Source organism: Paracoccus maritimus (assembly GCF_025195095.1).
Classification (GTDB): Bacteria; Pseudomonadota; Alphaproteobacteria; order Rhodobacterales; family Rhodobacteraceae; genus Paracoccus; species Paracoccus maritimus.
Genome location: NZ_JANAVZ010000007.1, coordinates 149,123 through 168,444, shown reverse-complemented (window position 1 = coordinate 168,444; position 19,322 = coordinate 149,123). Strand labels below are relative to the sequence as shown.

Here is a 19,322-nt window from a genome sequence, read left to right as displayed (position 1 = left end):
CCTCCTGTTATGCCGTGAAATCAAGTTGGACCTTGACCGCCTTGCTGCGGTCTCCGGCCATGTCGAACGCCCGCACCGCATCTTTGGCCGGCAGCACCTGCGTCACCATCGGCGACAGGTCGATCCTACCTTCGCCGATCATTTGCACCGCCTCGCTGAACTCGGCGTCGAAGCGATGCGTGCCGACCAGGCGCAATTCCTTGCCGACGATCAGGTTCAGGGGCAGCGGCATGGTGCCTCCCACGCCGATCTGGACCACCGTGCCCTGCGGCCGGGTGACACCGATGGCCTGCGCGATGGCGTGCGGATTGGCGGAACATTCCAGCACCACGTCGACCCGCCCCTTTCCGGTCGCATAGTCGTTCAGCCCATCGGGATCGGCGGCCACATTTACCACCCTGTCAGCGCCCATGCGACGCGCGATCGCCAGCGTGAAATCCTGCACATCCGTGACCACGATCTCGGCCGCGCCGCGCAGACGGGCCAAGGCTACGCAGATCGCGCCAATCGGGCCCGCGCCGGTGACCAGAACGCGCTGGCCTTCCAGAGGCGGGGCCATGTTCAGCGCGTGCAGGCAGACCGACAGCGGTTCGGCTCCCGCCGCGGCCTCGGCCGTCACGCCGTCCCGCAACGGAACACATTGCCCCGCCGGGTGCGAGATATGGGTGCGGAAGAAGCCCTGCTCATGCGGCAACCGCATGGCGGACCCGTTGAACCGCATGTTCAGGCAGTGGCGGTTCTGGCCTGCGGCGCAGAATTCGCATTCCCCGCAGTGGCGCGACGGGCACAGCGCGACAAGCTGCCCTGTGCGCAGTCCCGATCCCGCAGGCGCGGTTTCGACGACCCCGGCGGCCTCGTGACCCAGGATCATCGGTTCCCGAACACGGACCGGACCAAATCCGCCGTCGTGATAATAGTGCAGGTCAGATCCGCAGATGCCGCCCCGCAGGACGCGGATCAGGGCATCGCCGGGCGCGGGCCGTGGTTCGGGCTGATCCTCGACCCGAAGATCGTGGGCGGCATGCAGCCGGCAGGCGAAGTCAGTCATATTACTTATCCATCAGAGAAGGCAGGAACGTGCTGATCCACGGGATGTAGGAGACCAGCAGCAGCACGAAAATGTTGGTCGCGAGATACGGCACCAGCGCGCGGATCACCGGGGCCAGCGGGATTCGCGCAATGTTGGCGCAGACGAACATGCAGACACCGACCGGCGGCGTGGTCAGCCCAATCATCAGGTTCAGCACCGCAAAGACGGCAAAATGCAGCGGCTCGATCCCCACGCCCTCGGCCAGCGTCATCAGCGGCACGAACAGAATGATCAGCGCCGCGATCGTTTCCATGAACATGCCGACGATCAGCAGCACGATGTTGATCAGCAGGATCACCAGAAACTTGTTGTCGGTCACCGACAGCACGGCATCGGCAATCATCTGCGGGATTTGTTCGCTGACCAGAATCCAGCCGAACACATTGGCCGTGCCGACCAGCGCGAGGATGCCGGCGGATGAAACCGCACTGTCGATCAGGATCGTCGGGACGCGCGCCAACGGCAATTCGCGATAGACAAAGGCGCCCACGATCACCGCATAGATCGAGGCAACGACCGCCGTTTCGGTCGGCGTGACATAGCCTGACAGCATTCCGCCCACGATCAGCCCCGTCATCGCCAACGCCCAGAACGCGCCAAGAAACGCCGCGCCCAGTTCGCCCCAGCCTTGCCAGGCCTGACGTGGGAAATCGCGCCTCACTGCGATGACATAGGTCGTCACCATCATCGCCAGTCCCAGCAGCAATCCCGGCAATGCGCCCGCAATGAACATCTTGCCGACCGAAATTCCCGCAAGTGACCCGACAATGATCATCGGCACCGAGGGTGGAATGATCGGTCCCACCGTGGACGAAGCGGCGGTAACTGCGGCAGAAAAATCAGCAGGATAGCCGGCCTTCTTCATGCCCGGTATCATCATTCCGCCGATCGATGCCGCATCCGCGACCGCCGTCCCCGAAATACCGCCGAACAGCATCGAGGACGCCACATTGGTCTGCGTCAGCCCGCCCCGGATCCAGCCGACCATCGCCTGCGCGAAACGGATGATGCGCCCGGTGATCCCGCCGCCGTTCATCAGGTTGCCGGCCAAGATGAAGCCGGGAATGCACAACAGCACAAAGCTGTCCATACCGGCATACATCTTCTGCGGGATCACCACCAACGGCATCCCCTGCCACAGAAGATAGGCCATCGAAGACAGCCCCAGCGTCACCGCGACCGGCATGCCGATCACCAGCCCGAAAACGAAGGTCAGGCCAAGGATGGCAAGGCTCATTCGATCTCTCCCGTCAGGTTGTCGGGACGGCCGTCAGCCGCGCCCGTCAGCATCGCGATCAGCCGCAGTGCCGCCGCCAGCGCAAGCATCGTCAGCAGCAGAAGGATGCTGCCATGCGCATAGTTCATGGGCAGAGCCATCGCGGGCGACGTCTGCATCGCGCCGATCCGGGTAAAGCGCAGCGCAGGCTCGACCAGCATCGCGGCGAAGACCAGCACCAGCAGCGCCGAAACCAGCCTGGTGATCCACGGCCCGCGACGCGGCAGGCTTTCGCTGACCAGATCGACATTCACAAGATCGCCCGACAACAGGGCCAGCCCGGTGCCGAATCCTGCAAGATACAGCAGCGCGAACCGGGTCAGTTCCTCGGTCCAGACTGGCGAGGTCGCAAAGCTGCGCCCCACCACCTGAACGGTGACGGCTAGTATCAGCACCATGAAGGACAGTCCGGTGCCAACCCGCAACAGCACCCGCATTCCACGGATCAAGGCGGTCATGTCTCCTCCTTCGCTGGATACCTCGTTTCGCCTGTTGAGCTGCGGTGGCCTGTCGGCCACCGCAGTTCAGGTCATCCCTGCGACGCGAAAAGCTGTTCGACCACCGGCTTGATTTCTGGCGCGACGTTGGCCAGCACCGCATCCTTGGCCGATGCGGCGAAGGCAGCCTTGTCGCTGTCCACGAAGGTCATGCCCTTGTCCTGCAGGATCTGGGTCAGCCGCTCTTCGTCGGCCAAGAACAGTTCGCGCTCATACTGCTGTGCGGTCGCGGCCGCCTGCATCACCGCATCCTGATCCGCCTCGGACAGACGGCCCCAGCTGAGTTCGGAAATGGTCAGGTAGATCCAGGAGCGGACATGTTCGGTCTTGTTCACGAATTTCTGGACCTCGTTGAAATTCGCGGAATCGATCAGGGCCAGCGGATTTTCCTGTGCATCAATCGTGCCGTTCTGCAGCGAGGTAAAGACTTCGCTGAATGCCATCGGTGTAGGGGCGGCACCCAAGGCTTCCCACGTCTTGACGAACAGCGGGACGTTCGGCACCCGCAGCTTTAGCCCGTTAAGATCGTCCGGCGTCATGATCTCGCGGTTCGAGGTCAGATTGCGCGGACCGCGCGCGAAATAGGCAAGCGGACGGATCTGGGCATTGGACATGACCTGAGCCTTGATCTGTTCGCCGATCTCGCCCGACGCGACCTGATCCATCTGGTCCAGCGTCAGATAAGCATAGGGCACGGCCAGCAGCGCCGCCATCGGCGCCCAGTTCTGAAGGCTTTCGCCGGTGATCGTCATGTCGGCGGTGCCAAGCTGCATGCCGTTGATCAGATCGATCTCTTTGCCCAGGGATTCGTTCGGAAAGACCTGCACCTCGACCCGACCTTCGGTCAGCTTCGCGACCTCTTCGCCAAACCTGATCGACGCCTTGTGCCAGCTGTTCTGTTCATTCGCGAGATGACCCAGTTTCAGCGTCACATCTGCGGCATAAGCCTTGATTGCCGGTGCGGCCAGCAGGCTGGCCCCGGCTAGCGCGGTGAAATGGCGACGGTTCAGTTTCATCATCATCCTCCTCATGGTGATAGTGTCTATTTCGTGAAGAATTCCGGCTTGTTGCGCGCGATCTCGGGAAGATCGGTCAACAATTCGCGCAGGTGCAGTCGCATCGCCTGTTCAGCGCGATCTGCATGGCCATCGCGCAGCGCTTCGACGATGGCGGTGTGCTGGTCCAGCAGTTTCTGATGATCGAAGACCCGCGCGGTGATATAGCGCAGACGGTTCATCTGGGACTTCAGCCCCTCAAGCACGTCCCACACATCCGCGTGGCCTGCCGCCTTGGCAAGGCTGCGATGGAACTGATCGTCCAGCGCAATGAAATCCTCGACATGCTGGCGCGCGCTGGCTTCTCGCTGCGCCTCGAGCTGCTGATCAAGCTGCGCCAGAAGTGCGGGCGAGGTGGTGGCCGACACCATCCTGATCAGATCGCTTTCGACTGCCTCGCGGATCAGTCGCGCCGACAGCACCGCGCCCACGGAAATCCGCCCGATAAAGGTGCCGCGCTGGGGTCGCACTTCGGCCAGTCCGGCCGCCGTCAGGCGGATGAAGGCCTCTCGCACGGGCTGGCGGCTGACGCCGACCTGACCGGCAATCTCGGTCTCGCTCAGCCGCGCACCCGGCGCCAGATCGCCGCGCAGGATGCGATCATGCAACCAGTCATAGACCTGTTGCGCAGTCGAACTGGACGGAACGATGAATGATGGCTGATCCACTGTCTTCTCCCTTGCGCAGAAGCTACGCCATACTTCCATACAAGTAAAGCGGGGCAACAGATACGCATCGACTTCTGCAATGCCCCACGCGCACGCGCTCCAAGCGCAAAGCTGCCGTGATCCTGCAACGCGAGGTCAGCCCCGCCGCGAAACAACGGGCGATCTGCAAGCGCACGGCATCTTGGGCTTTCGACCTGACCCACGTTGTGATCGGGACATCAGCCTGCAAGGAAAAGGACCGGCGAGATCAGGTTCGCGGCCACGTTCTGCAATTCCTGGCAATATGCCAGAAGGCCGCACGCCCGCGTCCGGACGACGCGGGCGACAGGTCCGGGTCAGTCGTTCAGGACTGCCATATTGTCTGGTTCCCAGCCGATCCAGACGGGGTCGCTACCCAACGACTGGCCGGTATCGGCGTCCACATAGGCCTTCAGCAGTGCGCCGTTCTCGCCGACAGCGATTTGCATGGCCATCCGGCTGCCCAGGAAGGTCTTGGCCACCACGCGCCCTTGCACCGCATTCGCGGTCTGCGGACGTTCGGCGCTGAATCCCAGCTTTTCCAGCCTGACCGAAGCGGTGATCGGCTGTCCCTCGCCAGGCACACCTGCGGGCGCCTTGCCAAGCAGGGTCGTGCCTTCCCAGTCCATGACGATCTTGTCGCCGTCGCTGCCGCGCATCCGGCCAGACAGAAGATTGGTTTCGCCGATGAATTCGGCCACGAAACGGCTGGCAGGGCGAAAATACAGCTCTTCCGGGGTGCCGTCCTGCTCGACCTTGCCCTTGTTCATCACCACGATCCGGTCGGACATGGTCAACGCCTCTTCCTGGTCATGCGTCACGAAGAAGAACGTCTTGTGGGTGCGGCGCTGGATCGATTTCAGCTCTTGCTGAACCTGGCCGCGCAGCTTGGCGTCCAGCGCGCCCAAAGGTTCGTCCAGCAGCAGCAGCGCCGGATCGGGCGCCAGCGCGCGCGCCAACGCCACACGCTGCCGCTGCCCACCCGAAAGCTGCGCCGGGTAGCGCGTTGCATAGGATTCCAGTTCCAGGAAGGACATGATCTCTGCCGAGCGACGCTGGATCTCTGATTTCCGCATGCCCTTCAGCTCCAGCCCGAAGGCGACATTCTGCGCAACGGTCATGTGCGGGAAGAGTGCATAGTCCTGAAACACCATGTTCACATGGCGCTTTTCGGGCGGCTGGTTCGTCACGTCCTCGCCGTCAAGGATCACCCGCCCTGTGGTCGGACGCTCGAACCCGCCCAGAATGCGCAACGTGGTGGACTTGCCGCACCCCGAGGGGCCAAGGAAAGTGACGAACTCGCCCCGCGCGATGTCCAGCGTCAGATTGTTCAGCGCAACGGTTTCACCGAAATGCTTGGACAGCCCCTCGATGCGGACAAGCGGTGTCGTCTGGTCGGTCATGGCTCAGTTTTCCTTGTTCATGCGGCGGGTGAAGCGCTCTGCCCAGATGCCGATGGCGGCGGTCAGGAACAGCGCGACGGTCGCGATGGCGTTGATCTCGGGGCTCATCCCGGAACGAAGCTTGGCGAAGATCAGCACCGGCAGCGTGGGTTCGTAGCCGCCCAGGAAGAAAGAGCGCACGAAATCGTCGAAAGACAGAAGCAGGCAGAAGATAGAAGCGCCAAGGATCGCAGGCACCAGATAGGGCAGCGTGACGCGGATGAACGAGATCAGCGGGTCGGCGCCCAGATCGCGCGCCGCCTCGATCTGACTTTTGGGCAGTGTCGACAGCCGAGCCATCACCACCAGCACCACGAACGGAACATTATGCACCGCATGCGCCCAGACGATCGCGCCCATGCCGGGCTCGATCCCCAGCCAGCGGGCGTAGATGCGAAAGGCGATCGCCGAGATGATGCCCGGCACCAGCGCCGGCAGGACCGCCAAGCCGAACAGCAACGTGCGGCCCCAGAACTTGCGCCCTTCCAGAAGCACTGCGATCCAGGTGCCGACAAAGATCGAAATCAACGTGGACAGCACCGCGATGGCCACCGAATAGCCGAAGGTCGACAGCACTTCGGCATCGGCGAAGACACCGGTGTACCAATCCAGCGTCCAGGACTTGATCGGGAAACCGATGAAATTGCTGTCCTTGAAGCCCATCAGCACCATCAGGATCAGCGGCACGAAAACGTAGAGGACGAAGGCCCAATAGATGCAGGCAAGGAAGATCCGGTTGCCGCGGAAGACTTCGGGGCGGTCGTTCATTTCTTGTCTCCCTTGCGCAGCGCGTTCATCAGCTTCTGGAACGTCGCCGTGATGGCCAGCGCGGCCGCGAACATGATCGTGGCAAACGCCGCACCGGTGGGCCATTCATCCCCCGCAACATGGAAGAAGCCTGCGATGGTTTCGGCAAAGACCGTGGTGGACGGCCCGCCCAGAAGGACCGGCGTCGCGTAGAAGCCTGTCGAGATCAGGAACACCAGCGTGCAACCCGACGAAATCCCCTCGATGGTCAGCGGCAGCGACACGCGACGGAACCGGGTCCAGGCGCCCGCGCCCAGATCGGCGGCGGCCTCGTTCATGCTTTTGGGCAGCTTTTCCAGCGATGAATACAGAGGCAGCAGCATGTAAAGCGCGGTCAGGTACACGATGCCGACGCCCATGGAAAAGCTGGTATACATGAAGGGAATCGGCCGATCGATCAGACCCAGCGTCTTCAGCGCCAGGTTCACCGCCCCGGTATTGCCCAGCAAGATCATGATCGCGTAGGTGCGCACGATCTCGCCGACCCAGAACGGGATCAGCAGCAGCAGAAGCAGCAGCATCTGGTTCTTGCGGCTGACATGCCGCGCCAGAAAATACGCGACCGGATAGGTGATGATCAGCGTGCAGAAGGTGAACACACCGGCAAAGATCAGGGTGCGGAAGAACGGCATCCAGAAGATGCTGTCCCCAAAGAAGCGGCCATAGTTGTCCAGCGTGAAATGCTGCTCGACGCCGGGCGCAACCGGATAGGCATCCGTCAGCGACACCCGCAGCATCTGCAACATCGGGCCAAGATGCTGGCTCAGTACCCAGAGGATGGGAAACGCCGCAAGGATCAGGAACTGGCGTCGGGGTGAGGCCGTCGTCAGCCGCATCAACGCGTGATACGGTCCCCACGAGGCCAACCGGGCCCAGAATGTGCGTCCCGATTTGTCTTCTGTCATGGCTGGCCCGTCCTGCTGTGCGGATGCGTCATACGTCATACAGTCGTCTTTCAAGTATGCTTGGGCCCCTGCCCCGCGTGTGGCGGGACAGGAACATGCTGGGCTGGCAAGGGGATCAGGCGGCCTTGATCGCCTCGACGGCCGGATCGACGAGGCTGTATTTCAGCTCGTTCGCCTCGGCACGGAAGAACTGCATGTTGGCCAGCTGCTCGTCCGGGAAAGAGGTGGATTTCCGCTCAAGCTCGCTCAGATGCTGGGACACATCCTTGTAGGTCGAGATGAAGCCCGAAGCCTTGGTCATTTCCGCGCCGATTTCGGGCGAGGACAGCAGCGCGTCAAGGAAGAGATAGGCATTGTCGGAGTTCGGCGCATTGTTGGCGATGTTGAACGTATAGACAAAACCGTAGGAACCTTCGCGAGGAATGCTCATCGCCAGCGGGAAGCCGTCATTGATCAGCGCCGCGGCAGGGCCGTTCCAGCTGTGGCCCAGCACGATGTCCTGATTGACCATCATCTGCTGGAACTCGGCACCGCCATCGTAATATTTGCGCACCAGCGGCTTCTTCTCGATCAGGAAGGCCTTGGCTTCCTCGACGATCTGCGCGGCCTTGTCCGGGTCGTCGAGATACTCGACCATATTGCCGTCATAGCCCATCTTTAGCATGATGATCGACATCATGTCCTGGATGATATAGGCGGTCTGGCCCTTGTATTGTTCGCTGAAGAGGGTGTCCCAGGTCTGGGCCTCCTCCTCGCTGACGATTTCGGTGTTGTAGGACAGAACTTCCATCCCCGACAGGATCGGCGCGCCCCATTTGTTGCCGTTGATCGTCGACCAGTCGCTTTCCGAGAAGGTCGGGTTGATCTTGTCCCAGTTCTTCAAACGTCCGGTGTCCAGCGGCGCCAGCAGGTCGCTTTCGATGAACTGCAGGAACCGGTGCCCGGCAACGGTCATGATATCGACGGTCGGGTTCGGCTGCTCGGCCGCCAGCAGGTTGAACTGCTTGCCCTGGTCATCCACCAAGCGGATGTTGACCTTGATGCCGGTATCGGCCTCGAACTGCTCGCGGAAGGCCGTGGGCACGAAATCATTGTAGGTCCAGATGTTCACCTCGCCCCCGGTCTGGGCAGAGGCACGGCGCAGATAGGCGGGCGATGTCAGCGCCGCGCCGGTCGCGACGGTCGTTCCCAGAAACCGGCGACGATTGAAGATCAGTTTCGACATGGCTTGTTCTCCTTGTTGGTCCCGTGGTGGTTATTCTTGATTCTCGCCCGACGCACTTGCTGCGCGGACAGGCTGGCGCAAAAGGCCCGTTCTGGCCGCCACCTTCAAGTCTTCAAGGCTGAAGCGATCAAGGTCGAGCGCCGCCAAAATCTGATTCTCAGCCTCGAAATCGCGACCGTACATGGCCGAAAAGATGCGAATACCTGCCTCGTGCAGCGGCGCGGGATGGCCAGCCAGCCGACCCAGCGCAGCAGTCACGACCAGCCCGTAGGGCACGTCCTCGGTGACATAGCGGCTGTCGGCGGTATCGGGTCCGGTGCCTCCGTTGCCCTGGGCATGCATCTGCTGGTTCATCTCAGAGATCGAAGCGATCGGAACGTGAAAGGACAGGTGGAAATGTTCGAAGATCGTCCTGACCTCCAGCCCCAGCGCCTGCGCGATCTGCAGCCGTTCGCGGTCCAGTTCCTCCAGAAGACGTCCCACCTTCGGGGTGACGTTCTGGCCCTGCGACCATGTTTCGCCACGCTCCATCCGGGTGATGTTTCCCAGCGCGATGCCCATGTGGTTCTGGGGGTTGAGGTTCGACAATGATATCGCCAGCAGCCCGTCACGCGGCTGGAACCGGTCGCCGAACAGTTCCCGGCACAGCGCCAACGCCTCGGCAGAGCGGTCATCGGGCACGGTGCAAAGATCGACGCGGCTGCGCACGGTGTTCACCTTGACCTCGGTGCCCGATTGCCGACGCCCGGTGCAGATCGTCGTGCCCCATGCGGTGATCGGCGCGACGACGCCGCGTTCGGCCAGAAGCTGCATCAGGTACACCGCCCCCAACGAGGCGTGAGAAGACACGATCACATGGTGACGGTCCTCGATATGCGGTGCCAAGGCATCCAGCACGGTCTTGTGGCCATAGCCGGGCAAGGCGATGATCAGTACGTCATTCTCGCGCGCCAGCATCGCCGCGTCGTTGGCGATGCGAGGGGAGAACGTCGTTTCCAAGGCACCCACCGCCTGCAGAGGCGCGCCACCGCTCAGACCTGACGTGCCATCACCAGAAGGCGACCACAGCATCGGATCATGGCCCGCCTTGTCCAGCACCGCCGCGGTTCCGAACGCAATCGAGCCCGCGCCCGCCAATCCTACCGTCTTTCCCACGTCGTCTCCCTGATTCGCCCTATCACTGTCTCATCGTTCAGATGATATTATGACAGAATAATTTCCGTTATAGTAGATTTTTTAAGAAGCGGTTTCCGGCAGCCGCACCGGATCGCCCAGAACATGCATCAACCGATTGGCCCAGCCAAACAGCGATGCCGACAGGATAAGGTCCAGAACTTCGGCCTCATCCAGACCCGCATCTTTCAGGGCAGCCACCTCTGCCGGACCGGCCTGAGACGGCGTCCTGGACAACGCTACGGCAAAATCGAAGATCGCCCGATCACGCGGCCCCAAATCGGCATCGGCACCGTCCCGGAACAGCCTGTCGGTCACGTCCGTGGATTTTTCCAGCTGCGCATGCCGCGCAGCGTGCACCGCGGCGCAGTAGATGCAGTGATTGACCATCGACGCCGCAAGCGCACCCAGTTCACGCTCGGCCCGGCTCATCCCGCCCTTGTCATACATGATTGCGTTGAACAGAGGTGATCGGACCTTCAGACTTTCAACGTCATGCGCCAGCGTCAGGACATATTCCGACACCTTGGTGTTCGACGGGGTGACCTTCAGTGCGTCAAGCTGCTCGTCGCTGGCCTCCTTCAGGTCAACGGGCTTCACGCGCGGTTGCCAATGCGGCACGTTGCGGGTGAACTTCGTGATCACCTTGGTCATGCGAAGACCCCTTTCATCAGGCGCAGACCGGCAACCACCCGCAACTGGTAGGCCAGGAATGCGTTAAGTTCGCAGAGGCGCACGATATCTGCGTCCAAGATCCCTGCCGCCTGCAAGCCCGCGATGTCAGGCGATGCGACGTTGCGCGTATCGGTTGCAACCTTGTCCATGAATGCCAGCACGGCCGCAAGCCCCTCGGCGGATCCGTCCTGCGACGGTTCGGCCAAGGGCGCGAAACTGCCCGCGCCGGTGGCATATCGCTCGGCCAGCTCGTGTTCATCGTTCTGCACCGCGATCCGTGCCGCCAGCGCCGCACGCAATTCGTGCGACCACGCCCCGCAATCTTTCGGCCGCAGCACAGCTTCTTCGGCAGCCTGGGTCATCTCGAAGATATTCGCGCGCCCCTCGACGGCTGTTCCGGGCGCGCCGGTCAGCCCCGCGCCCGTCAATGCGGTTGTTTCCATCGCCATCACGCCACTTCCCCCTTCTGTTCTGCACTGGAAAGCTGGGACGGCACCCACTCGCTGCCGTCCAGCTCGGGTTTGTCATAGGCCATCATCGCCTGCCAATGCTGCTGAACGTCCTCGGCATACAGCTTTCCCGCCAGCGCGCGGGCCATCCAGCCTGCCCCCTCCGAGATCCCGGGGATGTCACCGCTGACCTTCCCAAGGCTGGCCGAAGCGCCATAGTTGAAGCAATAAACATTGGACAGCCAAGGCGCCTGCCCCGGCTCTTTCTCGCGGAACGTGAAATCGTCGTTCAGGTAGGGAAACCGGCCCAGATCTCGGGATTGTTCGTCCTTCGGCGGTGTATAGACGTCCTGCCAAAGCAGGATGTCGCCCGCCGCCTCTCCAAACTCGGTCCGCGACAGCGGGTCGATGGTAAACCCCGTGCCGAGGATCACGAAATCGGCCTCGTAGGACGTCCCGTCCGCGAAGCCCACGGTGACCGCGCCATTTCTCTCGACCGTCGTCGCGACCGCCTTGCCAAAGTGGAAATAGGCGTTGCGATGACGGCTGACCCGCTTGGTAGAACCGTGCGGCGGCGGCGTCTGGGTGGCAAAGGAATACTGCATGAAGCGCCAGCGCCATTCATCAGGCAGGATGGCATAACCGGCAGTGAAGCCGAAGGAACCGATCCCCATCATCTTGTTGACGGTGGGCATTTCCTTGCGGCGGATCAGGTGGCGGACCTCGGCGGCACCATGTTCCAGCGCCTCGGCGGCATTGTCCACGGCCGAGGCCCCGACGCCGACAACCGCAACGCGCTTCCCCCTCAGCGTGTCGAAGTCGATATCATCCGCGCTGTGCGCCCAGTATTTCCGGTCAAGGTCTCGCACGAAACCCGGGATGTTCGGCTGGCCGGTCCCATCGCGCCCGGTGGCGAAGACCAGCTTGCGTGTCAGGATCGACGCCTCTGGCGCGCCCGACAGATGCAGCCGCAGCAGATCGCCCTCGGGCTTGACCAGATCGACGGACACCCCGTTCTCGGTGGGTATCTCAAGAACCTTGCGGTACCATTTCAGGTACTGCATCCACATCGGCCGCGGGATCTTGTCCAGCTGCCCCCATTTCTCGGTGCCGAACTGTGCGCGATACCACGCCTGAAAGCTTAGCGCACCGTGGCCGTAGGCCGGGCCGGTCAGCTCTTTCGGAGAGCGAAGAGTCTCCATCCGTGCATAGGTTAGCCAGGGACCTTCCAGCCCCTCGGGACTGCGATCCAGCACACGCATGTTGTGGATGCCGCCGGTCTTCAGCGCCAGCCAGGCCACCATGCCACACATGCCACCACCGATGATGACCACGTCGTGGACGCCTTCGCGTGCGGGCACCCAGTCCTTGCCCGGCCAGCAAAGGAACTTCAGATCCTCGCGCAGCCGCGCCTCCAGAACGGGCAGTCCCTGGCCGTCGATCGGAGAAGCGGTTTCCTGTATCATGTCGTCATTCCTGTAACTTTGGGGTGCGGTCACTTCACGCTCAGGCCGGCCTGCTGGCCGACCAGTCCGGGTGGAGGTCATCGATGAAAAAGGCATGGGAATGCCGGTGGCGCGGCCCCTGCGCCGGGGTGTGACGCAGATGCGGATGATCGCGGGCCAGTTCCGGGTGATCATGTTCGCGGGTCAGTGGATCGGTCGCGGGCCAGATCCGCAGCCCCAAGGCTGCCACACCGACGGTCATCCCCGACAGGATCAGCAACGCCGGCTCCAGACCGGCACGGGCCCCCAACTCTCCGGCCAGGGGATAGGCCAGCAGCCAGCCCGCATGCGACAGCGAGAACTGCGCCGCGAAAACCGCCGGACGGTCCTTCGCCGTGGCAGATCGTGCGATCACCAACCCGCCCGGCGTCAGCACCAGCGACGCGGCCAGCCCGAAGCCAAGCCAAAGCGCCATGTACCCCGCATAGCCCAACGGCAGCGCGATGACCAAGCCCAGCACCGCGTGCAGCACAGCCCCCGACGCCATCACGCGGCGATCATCCTGCGCTTCGACCAGACGAGGGACCAGCACCGCGCCCATCGCGGCACCCAGGCCGTAGAAAGCCATCAGGATGGGAAAATGCGTTTCCGCATCGCCCAGACGCGCCCCCGCCAGCACCACCGAATTGACCAGCACCCAGGCCATGCTGAGCGACAGCGCGAAATTGAGGAGGAAAAGCCCGCGCAGGCGCGGCGTGCGTCGATAGATGGACAGCCCCCTAAACGCCCGTGACACGAATGATCCCGTGCGGCCATCGCTTCCCTCGGGCGGAAAACGAGTGATAACAAGCGCGGCGATCGAGCCTATGAAAGCCAGCGCGGCGACCCAGAACAGATACTTGCCTGCCAAGACCTGCAACACCATGGCGGCAAGCACCGGCGACAGGACCGATTCCAGCGTATAGGCGATGCGCGACCAGACCAGTGCCCGGCTGTAAACACGTTCATCGGACAGCACATCGGGGATCACCGACTGGAAGATCGGCGTGAAACCCGACGACACGGCAAAGAAGACCAGCGCCAGCGCGGCGATCTGCCAGGTCTGAGAGGCAAAGGCCATCGGCAGCAGCAGCAGCATCCGTGCAACGTCCAGCCCCACCATCACCCGCTTGCGACTGCGACCGGCAAACAGCGCGGCTGCCAGCGGCGCGATGCCGACATACGCAACCATCTTCACCGCCAGAAGAAAGCCCAGAATCTGTCCGGCGGCCGCAGTTCCGCCGATCCGGTACGCCGCCAGCGACATCGCCACGGTCATCAGGCCGATCGCCAGCAGCGAAAAGACCTGTCCGACAAACAGCGTGCGGAAGGCGGGATTGGCAACAGGGCTGATCCGGGCGTCGGTCATGAAGCAAGCGTATCCTTGGAAGAACCTTCCGCGTTGAACCGGGCCGTACTGGTATCGACGCGATACTGAACTGCATAGTCTGGGGCGATCCTTGCCAGGTTGTCCACCGCCCCGATGATCAAATCTGCCTTCTTGTCGCTCATCAGTGCGGAAAGATTCAACCGCACCCAGCCGGGTTTGGCGGTTTCCCTGCCCTGTTCCAGCGCGGCGATGGTCGCGTCGGATTCGGCGCGTCCCAAGCCCAGCAGTCGATGCCCGTAAGGACCTGCACAGGCGCAACCGCCGCGGGCTTGCACGCCCGTCAGATCGCTGAGAAGACGTGTGAAGAACTGGTGATGCACCAGCCCGCCATGTCCATCCCGCACCCGAAACGAGAAGATCGGCAAAGCCTCGGCATCCGGCAAGCCCAGCAACTCGATCCGGTCATTTTCTCCCCAGACCTTCAGCGCCCGCGCCCGCAGTTCCGCCTGCCGGGCATTCAGCCAGTCCTGGCCCAGGGCTTCCTTGACCAGCATCGCCAGCGCGGCGCGGATATCGCCGGTCACGTTCGGGGTGCCACCCTCTTCCCGTGCCGACAGGCTGTCGGAATACACATGCCCCCAGGGCGATACGAAACTGACCGTGCCGCCGCCGGGAAGGGTCGGCGTTGCGCGATGCGCGATATCGTCTCGGATCACGGCGACACCACTGGAACCGGGGCCACCGGGAAACTTGTGAACCGAAAACACGATGGCATCCTTCTGCACATCAGTTCCGGCCATCATGTCCATTTCGCAATAGGGGCCGGCACAGCCGTAATCCCAGATCGCCAGCGCGCCGTTGGCGCGCAGAACGCGCGTCACCGCGTCGGCATCGGTCAGGATGCCGGTCACGTTCGATGCGGCCGAGAAGGTGCCGACAATCCGCGCCGCGCCCTGCGCCGCCTGCAAGCTGCGCTCTAGCGCGGCCATATCCACACCGCCGCCGGGCGCCTCGTCGATTTCGATCACCTCAGCACCGGTTTCTCGCCAGGGCAGGATGTTGGAATGGTGCTCGTAGGGGCCGGTCAGAACCACGACACGCTGCCCTTCCCGCACCAGCCGCGCCAAGTCCAGCAGCCCGACGATGCGGTTGATCCCGGCGGTAGAGCCCGAGCCGGTGAACACCACGCTCATTCCCGCGCCCGCGCCGGTCAGGCGGGCGATTTCGGCCCGCGCGGCCTCGCGCAACTTGGTCATGTACTCGCCGCAGAACGACGCCTGTGTATGCGTGTTGGCATAATAGGGCAGCACCCGTTCGCGGATGAAATCCTCGACCTGGGTCAGCGCGCGACCCGATGCGACATAATCGGCATAGATCAGTGGCTTAGACCCGAACGGCCCGTCGATCTGCACATTCTCGCCGATCAGCCCCTCGCGGATCCGGTCGTGAACGTCGGCGCCTTTCAGCGCGGCCTTGAAGTCGTCGAGCGCAGTCATGTCATCCCCTGGTTCCAATGGTTCGAGTATGACGCAATATTTGGAAAAAACTTCACAGTTCATTGCCGTTGATTTTAATTTTTTGGGTCATATGATCGGTATATGACACATAAACTGGATCATTTTGATTTTCGCATCCTCGAGGAACTTCAGCGTGACGCAGGCCTGCCCCAGCGCGCGCTTGCCGAGAAGGTGGGGTTGTCGCAGAACGCCTGCTGGCGCAGGCTGAAGGCGTTGGAAGCCTCGGGCGCGATCCGCAACCGCACCGTGGTGATCGATCGAAACAGCCTGGGCGGCGGCTTTGTCGTATTCTCGCTGATCAAGACACGACATCATTCGGCAGACTGGCTGAGAAAGTTCCGCGTCCATGTCTCGGCAATCCCCGAGGTGATCGACTTTTTCCGCATCGGGGGCGAGTACGATTATCTGCTGAAGATCATCGTCAGGGACATGGCAGGCTATGACGACGTCTACAAACGGCTGATCGCGGATATAGAGCTGGAAACGGTGACCTCGTATTTCGCAATGGAAGCGATCGAGGAACAGCGCCCGATCCCGTTGCGATAAGGACGTATGGCAACCGGCGGCCGCGCGGGACACGAGCCCCGCGCCGCAACGCGTTCGGATAAGGCTGTCGTGCCGCCTAGCGCCAGTTCAGGACCACCTTGCCGGACTGGCCGGACTTCATCGCCGCAAAGCCGTCGCGGAAATCGTCTACCGACATGCGGTGCGTGATCACCCGGCTGACATCCAGCCCGTTCTGCAACATGGCGATCATCTTGTACCAGGTCTCGAACATTTCGCGCCCGTAAACACCCTTGATGGTGATCGCCTTGAACACGATGCGCGACCAGTCCACCGGGGACTTTCCCGGCGGTATCCCCAGAAGCGCGATCTTGCCGCCCATGATCAGGCTTTCGACCATCTGGTCCAGCGCCTGCTGGCTGCCGGACATTTCCAGCCCCACGTCGAAGCCCTGCTTCATGTCCAACTCGCGGATCACGTCGCGCAGATCCTCCTGCGACACGTCGACCGTGCGCACGTTCCGGCAGACATGCTCTGCCAGCTTCAGTCGGTCGGCGTTGATGTCGGTGATCACCACATGCCGCGCACCGGCGTGGCGCGCCACCGCGGCCGCCATGATGCCGATCGGCCCCGCCCCGGTGATCAGCACATCCTCGCCCAGAAGGTCAAAGCTGAGTGCTGTGTGAACCGCGTTTCCCAGCGGGTCGAGGATCGCGCCGATCTCGTCGGGAATGTCGTCCGGCAGCGGCACCACGTTGAAGGCAGGCAGCTTCAGATATTCGGCAAAGGCCCCCTGCACGTTCACCCCGATGCCGCGCGTGCCGGGATCCAGATGGAACTTGCCCGATCGGCTCTGCCGGCTTTCGGTTCCGACCACATGCCCCTCACCGGAACAGCGCTGACCGATCTGCAGACCGGTCACGTTGCGACCGATCTCGACGATCTCGCCGGCGAACTCATGACCGGTGATCATCGGAACCGGCACCGTGGCCGCGGCCCAGTCGTCCCAGTTCCAGATATGGATGTCCGTGCCGCAGATGCCGGTGGCGTTGATCCGGATCAGAACCTCATCCGGGCCCAGCTCGGGCACTGGCGCCTGCACCATCCACAGCCCCTCTTCGGGGCGGGATTTCTGCAGCGCCTTCATGGTGTTCGGCAAGCTCATCGGATCACCCCCAGATCTCGGCCCACTTCGGCGAAGGCGGCGAGGGCGCGATCAAGCTGCGCGCGGGTCAGGGCCGCGTTCATCTGTGTGCGAATGCGTGCCTGGCCATGCGGAACCACCGGATAGAAGAAGCCCGAGACATAGACGCCCTTCTCGAACAGGCCCGAGGCCATTTTTTGCGCCAAGGGCGCCTCGCCCAGCATCACCGGAATGATCGGATGATCGCCCTGCAGCAGGTCAAAGCCCAGATCGGCAAGACCCTGGCGCCAATACGCGGCATTCTCGAACAGCTGCTGGCGCAACGCAGCGCCCTGATCTACCAGGTGCAGCGCCTCCAGCCCTGCGGCAACGATCGCAGGCGGCAGCGCATTGGAAAACAGGTAAGGTCGCGCGCGTTGGCGCAGCAGGTCTATGACCGGCTGCGGCCCGGCGATATAGCCCCCCATCGCCCCGCCAAGCGCCTTTCCCAGCGTTCCGCTGAGAATATCCACCTCGACCCCGAAATGGTCCGGCGTCCCCGCACCGCGCGGCCCCATGAAGCCGGTGGCATGGCAATCGTCCACCATCACCACTGCATCATAGGTCCGGGCCAGCCGCGTGATTTCAGGAAGGTTCGCCAGATAGCCATCCATCGAGAACACGCCGTCGGTCGCGATCATCACATGCCGCGCCCCGCCGTCACGCGCCTCTTTCAGCTTCGCCTCAAGATCGTTCATGTCGTTGTTGGCATAGCGATAGCGCCGTGCCTTGCACAGCCTTATGCCATCAATGATCGAGGCGTGGTTCAGACTGTCGGACACAATCGCATCCTCGGGCCCAAGAAGCGGTTCGAACAACCCGCCATTCGCATCGAAACACGCCGCGAAGAGGATCGAGTCATCCTTTTGCAGGAATGCCGCCAACTTCTGTTCAAGAGTGCGGTGCAAATCCTGCGTGCCGCAGATAAAGCGGACCGAGGCCATGCCGAAGCCCTTGTCGTCCATCACTTCGCGGGCGGCGCGGATCAGGTCCGGATGATCCGCCAGACCCAGATAATTATTGGCGCAAAGATTGATGACATCCCGCCCGCCCACGGCGATTTCCGCGCGTTGGGCCGACGTGATCATGCGCTCGCGCTTCATCAGGCCATCGGCCTCGATTCCGGCAAGCGTCTTTTGCAGATCGGCGAAGAAGCGGGCGGACATGGGCGACTCCTTTAGGTTGCGATGCGGCATCTATCACGGCGGAAATTATTCCGCAATAACGGATTATGCTTTAGTGCACACCCGTCCGTTAAACTGTCATCCCGCACCTTGAGGCGCCGCCATCACCCTCCCTTCACGACAAGGAACGCCCGCGCCTTTCCTTCGGCCTGCAGGCGATGCGGAACGTCGGCGGCGTATCGCGCGGTTTCACCGGTATCGAGCCGGTCCACGGCCTCGCCGCTTGTCACGGTCAGCGCGCCTTCGATCACGGTCAGGTTTTCCTGAGTGCCCCGGGCATGCGGCGCGGAATCCAGCACCCCGCCCTCTGCAAAGCGCAGCTCGTAAACCTCGTGATGGCCCGCGTCTTCTGGCGGCGACAGGATGCGTATCGTGCAGCCTGTGCCGCGATTCTCGATGGTCGGCACTTGCTGCGCCCGCAGCACTTCCAGCTGGCTGACATGCTGGTCTTCCAGCAACCCGGCAAAATCCACCTGCAGCGCGCGGGTCAGGTTCCACAGCGTCGAGACGGTGGGCGATGACTCGCCACGCTCGATCTGACTGACCATGCTGCGCGACACCCCCGACAGCTTGGCGACGGCGTCCAGAGACAGACCCTGCGACTGCCGGGCCTGTTTCAAGCGCGCAGAAAGAAGCGAGAGAATAGCGTCGGGTTTATCCATGAAAGCGGAAGCTAAGCGCGCAGGACGCAGTTTTCCAGCAGAAAATCCGGGCCGCCGTCAGGGGCCGGATGCCGGCATTCTCATTCGCGCTGTGCACCCGGAGCATGGCCTTGGCGTGGTCCGCCGCAAAGGATTGCGCACTGCGCAGGGGACAGTCTCGGCAGATTGTTACAGGGAT

19 protein-coding genes are annotated in these 19,322 nt (G+C 62.5%); 1 reads left to right on the top strand and 18 read right to left on the bottom strand.

What is annotated here, in order from left to right:
* Positions 1-7 precede the first annotated feature (7 nt).
* From MU516_RS13595 to MU516_RS13525, 15 genes are all read right to left on the bottom strand, one after another.
* Positions 8-1,048 carry an L-idonate 5-dehydrogenase gene (locus MU516_RS13595; RefSeq protein WP_260277774.1) on the bottom strand — a complete coding sequence of 347 codons (1,041 nt, stop codon included), beginning with the start codon at positions 1,046-1,048 and terminating at the stop codon, positions 8-10.
* A gap of 1 nt (position 1,049) precedes the next feature.
* Positions 1,050-2,327: a TRAP transporter large permease gene (locus MU516_RS13590; protein ID WP_260277772.1), complete on the bottom strand. Its 1,278-nt coding sequence runs from the start codon at positions 2,325-2,327 to the stop codon at positions 1,050-1,052.
* Positions 2,324-2,824, bottom strand: coding sequence for a TRAP transporter small permease (locus tag MU516_RS13585; RefSeq protein WP_260277771.1), 501 nt, complete (start codon positions 2,822-2,824; stop codon positions 2,324-2,326). Before MU516_RS13585 ends, MU516_RS13590 begins: the two co-directional genes overlap by 4 nt.
* 71 nt (positions 2,825-2,895) lie before the next feature.
* Complete coding sequence (locus MU516_RS13580) at positions 2,896-3,882, bottom strand: TRAP transporter substrate-binding protein (RefSeq protein ID WP_260277769.1); 987 nt, start codon at positions 3,880-3,882, stop codon at positions 2,896-2,898.
* 23 nt (positions 3,883-3,905) lie between these two features.
* Positions 3,906-4,586 (bottom strand): GntR family transcriptional regulator, encoded by a 681-nt coding sequence (locus MU516_RS13575; protein ID WP_260277767.1) that lies wholly within the window; start codon positions 4,584-4,586, stop codon positions 3,906-3,908.
* Between the two features lie 335 nt (positions 4,587-4,921).
* Complete coding sequence (locus MU516_RS13570; protein ID WP_260277766.1) at positions 4,922-6,007, bottom strand: ABC transporter ATP-binding protein; 1,086 nt, start codon at positions 6,005-6,007, stop codon at positions 4,922-4,924.
* 3 nt (positions 6,008-6,010) lie between these two features.
* Positions 6,011-6,814: an ABC transporter permease gene (locus MU516_RS13565; protein WP_260277764.1), complete on the bottom strand. Its 804-nt coding sequence runs from the start codon at positions 6,812-6,814 to the stop codon at positions 6,011-6,013.
* Complete coding sequence (locus MU516_RS13560; RefSeq protein ID WP_311319110.1) at positions 6,811-7,797, bottom strand: ABC transporter permease; 987 nt, start codon at positions 7,795-7,797, stop codon at positions 6,811-6,813. The genes MU516_RS13565 and MU516_RS13560 overlap by 4 nt, the downstream gene beginning before the upstream one ends.
* 76 nt (positions 7,798-7,873) lie before the next feature.
* Complete coding sequence (locus MU516_RS13555) at positions 7,874-8,983, bottom strand: ABC transporter substrate-binding protein (protein ID WP_260277761.1); 1,110 nt, start codon at positions 8,981-8,983, stop codon at positions 7,874-7,876.
* A 30-nt stretch (positions 8,984-9,013) separates the two neighbouring features.
* Entirely contained in the window at positions 9,014-10,138 is a 1,125-nt protein-coding gene (locus MU516_RS13550) for an NAD/NADP octopine/nopaline dehydrogenase family protein (protein ID WP_260277760.1), read from the bottom strand.
* 81 nt (positions 10,139-10,219) lie between these two features.
* Complete coding sequence (locus MU516_RS13545; protein ID WP_260277759.1) at positions 10,220-10,810, bottom strand: peroxidase-related enzyme; 591 nt, start codon at positions 10,808-10,810, stop codon at positions 10,220-10,222.
* Positions 10,807-11,280 carry a hypothetical protein gene (locus tag MU516_RS13540; RefSeq protein WP_260277758.1) on the bottom strand — a complete coding sequence of 158 codons (474 nt, stop codon included), beginning with the start codon at positions 11,278-11,280 and terminating at the stop codon, positions 10,807-10,809. Before MU516_RS13540 ends, MU516_RS13545 begins: the two co-directional genes overlap by 4 nt.
* Positions 11,280-12,746: an NAD(P)-binding domain-containing protein gene (locus MU516_RS13535; protein ID WP_260277757.1), complete on the bottom strand. Its 1,467-nt coding sequence runs from the start codon at positions 12,744-12,746 to the stop codon at positions 11,280-11,282. Before MU516_RS13535 ends, MU516_RS13540 begins: the two co-directional genes overlap by 1 nt.
* 40 nt (positions 12,747-12,786) lie before the next feature.
* Positions 12,787-14,133 (bottom strand): MFS transporter, encoded by a 1,347-nt coding sequence (locus tag MU516_RS13530; protein WP_260277756.1) that lies wholly within the window; start codon positions 14,131-14,133, stop codon positions 12,787-12,789.
* The gene (locus tag MU516_RS13525) at positions 14,130-15,590 is read right to left on the bottom strand and encodes an aminotransferase class V-fold PLP-dependent enzyme (protein WP_260277755.1); all 1,461 of its coding nucleotides are present in this window, start codon (positions 15,588-15,590) and stop codon (positions 14,130-14,132) included. The genes MU516_RS13530 and MU516_RS13525 overlap by 4 nt, the downstream gene beginning before the upstream one ends.
* Positions 15,591-15,692: 102 nt before the next feature.
* Here MU516_RS13525 and MU516_RS13520 point away from each other — a divergent pair, with 102 nt between their 5' ends.
* Positions 15,693-16,157, top strand: coding sequence for an Lrp/AsnC family transcriptional regulator (locus tag MU516_RS13520; RefSeq protein WP_260277754.1), 465 nt, complete (start codon positions 15,693-15,695; stop codon positions 16,155-16,157).
* A gap of 76 nt (positions 16,158-16,233) precedes the next feature.
* Here the strand turns inward: MU516_RS13520 and tdh are convergent, their stop codons facing one another.
* The 3 genes from tdh to MU516_RS13505 form a co-directional block, all read right to left on the bottom strand.
* Positions 16,234-17,262: an L-threonine 3-dehydrogenase gene (gene tdh / locus MU516_RS13515; RefSeq protein ID WP_260277842.1), complete on the bottom strand. Its 1,029-nt coding sequence runs from the start codon at positions 17,260-17,262 to the stop codon at positions 16,234-16,236.
* A gap of 14 nt (positions 17,263-17,276) precedes the next feature.
* On the bottom strand, positions 17,277-18,464 hold the full coding sequence (locus tag MU516_RS13510) for a glycine C-acetyltransferase (protein WP_260277753.1): 1,188 nt from the start codon (positions 18,462-18,464) through the stop codon (positions 17,277-17,279).
* Positions 18,465-18,586: 122 nt separating this feature from the next.
* On the bottom strand, positions 18,587-19,144 hold the full coding sequence (locus tag MU516_RS13505; RefSeq protein ID WP_260277752.1) for a helix-turn-helix domain-containing protein: 558 nt from the start codon (positions 19,142-19,144) through the stop codon (positions 18,587-18,589).
* Positions 19,145-19,322 lie beyond the last annotated feature (178 nt).

Coding starts and splice junctions, on each gene's coding strand:
- MU516_RS13595 (WP_260277774.1), bottom strand. CDS start 1,048: ATGACTGACTTCGCCTGCCGGCTGCATGCCGCCCACGATCTTCGGGTC.
- MU516_RS13570 (WP_260277766.1), bottom strand. CDS start 6,007: ATGACCGACCAGACGACACCGCTTGTCCGCATCGAGGGGCTGTCCAAG.
- tdh (WP_260277842.1), bottom strand. CDS start 17,262: ATGAAGGCGCTGCAGAAATCCCGCCCCGAAGAGGGGCTGTGGATGGTG.
- MU516_RS13505 (WP_260277752.1), bottom strand. CDS start 19,144: ATGGATAAACCCGACGCTATTCTCTCGCTTCTTTCTGCGCGCTTGAAA.
- MU516_RS13565 (WP_260277764.1), bottom strand. CDS start 6,814: ATGAACGACCGCCCCGAAGTCTTCCGCGGCAACCGGATCTTCCTTGCC.
- MU516_RS13555 (WP_260277761.1), bottom strand. CDS start 8,983: ATGTCGAAACTGATCTTCAATCGTCGCCGGTTTCTGGGAACGACCGTC.
- MU516_RS13535 (WP_260277757.1), bottom strand. CDS start 12,746: ATGATACAGGAAACCGCTTCTCCGATCGACGGCCAGGGACTGCCCGTT.
- MU516_RS13540 (WP_260277758.1), bottom strand. CDS start 11,280: ATGGCGATGGAAACAACCGCATTGACGGGCGCGGGGCTGACCGGCGCG.
- MU516_RS13525 (WP_260277755.1), bottom strand. CDS start 15,590: ATGACTGCGCTCGACGACTTCAAGGCCGCGCTGAAAGGCGCCGACGTT.
- MU516_RS13520 (WP_260277754.1), top strand. CDS start 15,693: ATGACACATAAACTGGATCATTTTGATTTTCGCATCCTCGAGGAACTT.
- MU516_RS13530 (WP_260277756.1), bottom strand. CDS start 14,133: ATGACCGACGCCCGGATCAGCCCTGTTGCCAATCCCGCCTTCCGCACG.
- MU516_RS13510 (WP_260277753.1), bottom strand. CDS start 18,464: ATGTCCGCCCGCTTCTTCGCCGATCTGCAAAAGACGCTTGCCGGAATC.
- MU516_RS13545 (WP_260277759.1), bottom strand. CDS start 10,810: ATGACCAAGGTGATCACGAAGTTCACCCGCAACGTGCCGCATTGGCAA.
- MU516_RS13585 (WP_260277771.1), bottom strand. CDS start 2,824: ATGACCGCCTTGATCCGTGGAATGCGGGTGCTGTTGCGGGTTGGCACC.
- MU516_RS13590 (WP_260277772.1), bottom strand. CDS start 2,327: ATGAGCCTTGCCATCCTTGGCCTGACCTTCGTTTTCGGGCTGGTGATC.
- MU516_RS13580 (WP_260277769.1), bottom strand. CDS start 3,882: ATGATGAAACTGAACCGTCGCCATTTCACCGCGCTAGCCGGGGCCAGC.
- MU516_RS13560 (WP_311319110.1), bottom strand. CDS start 7,797: ATGACGTATGACGCATCCGCACAGCAGGACGGGCCAGCCATGACAGAA.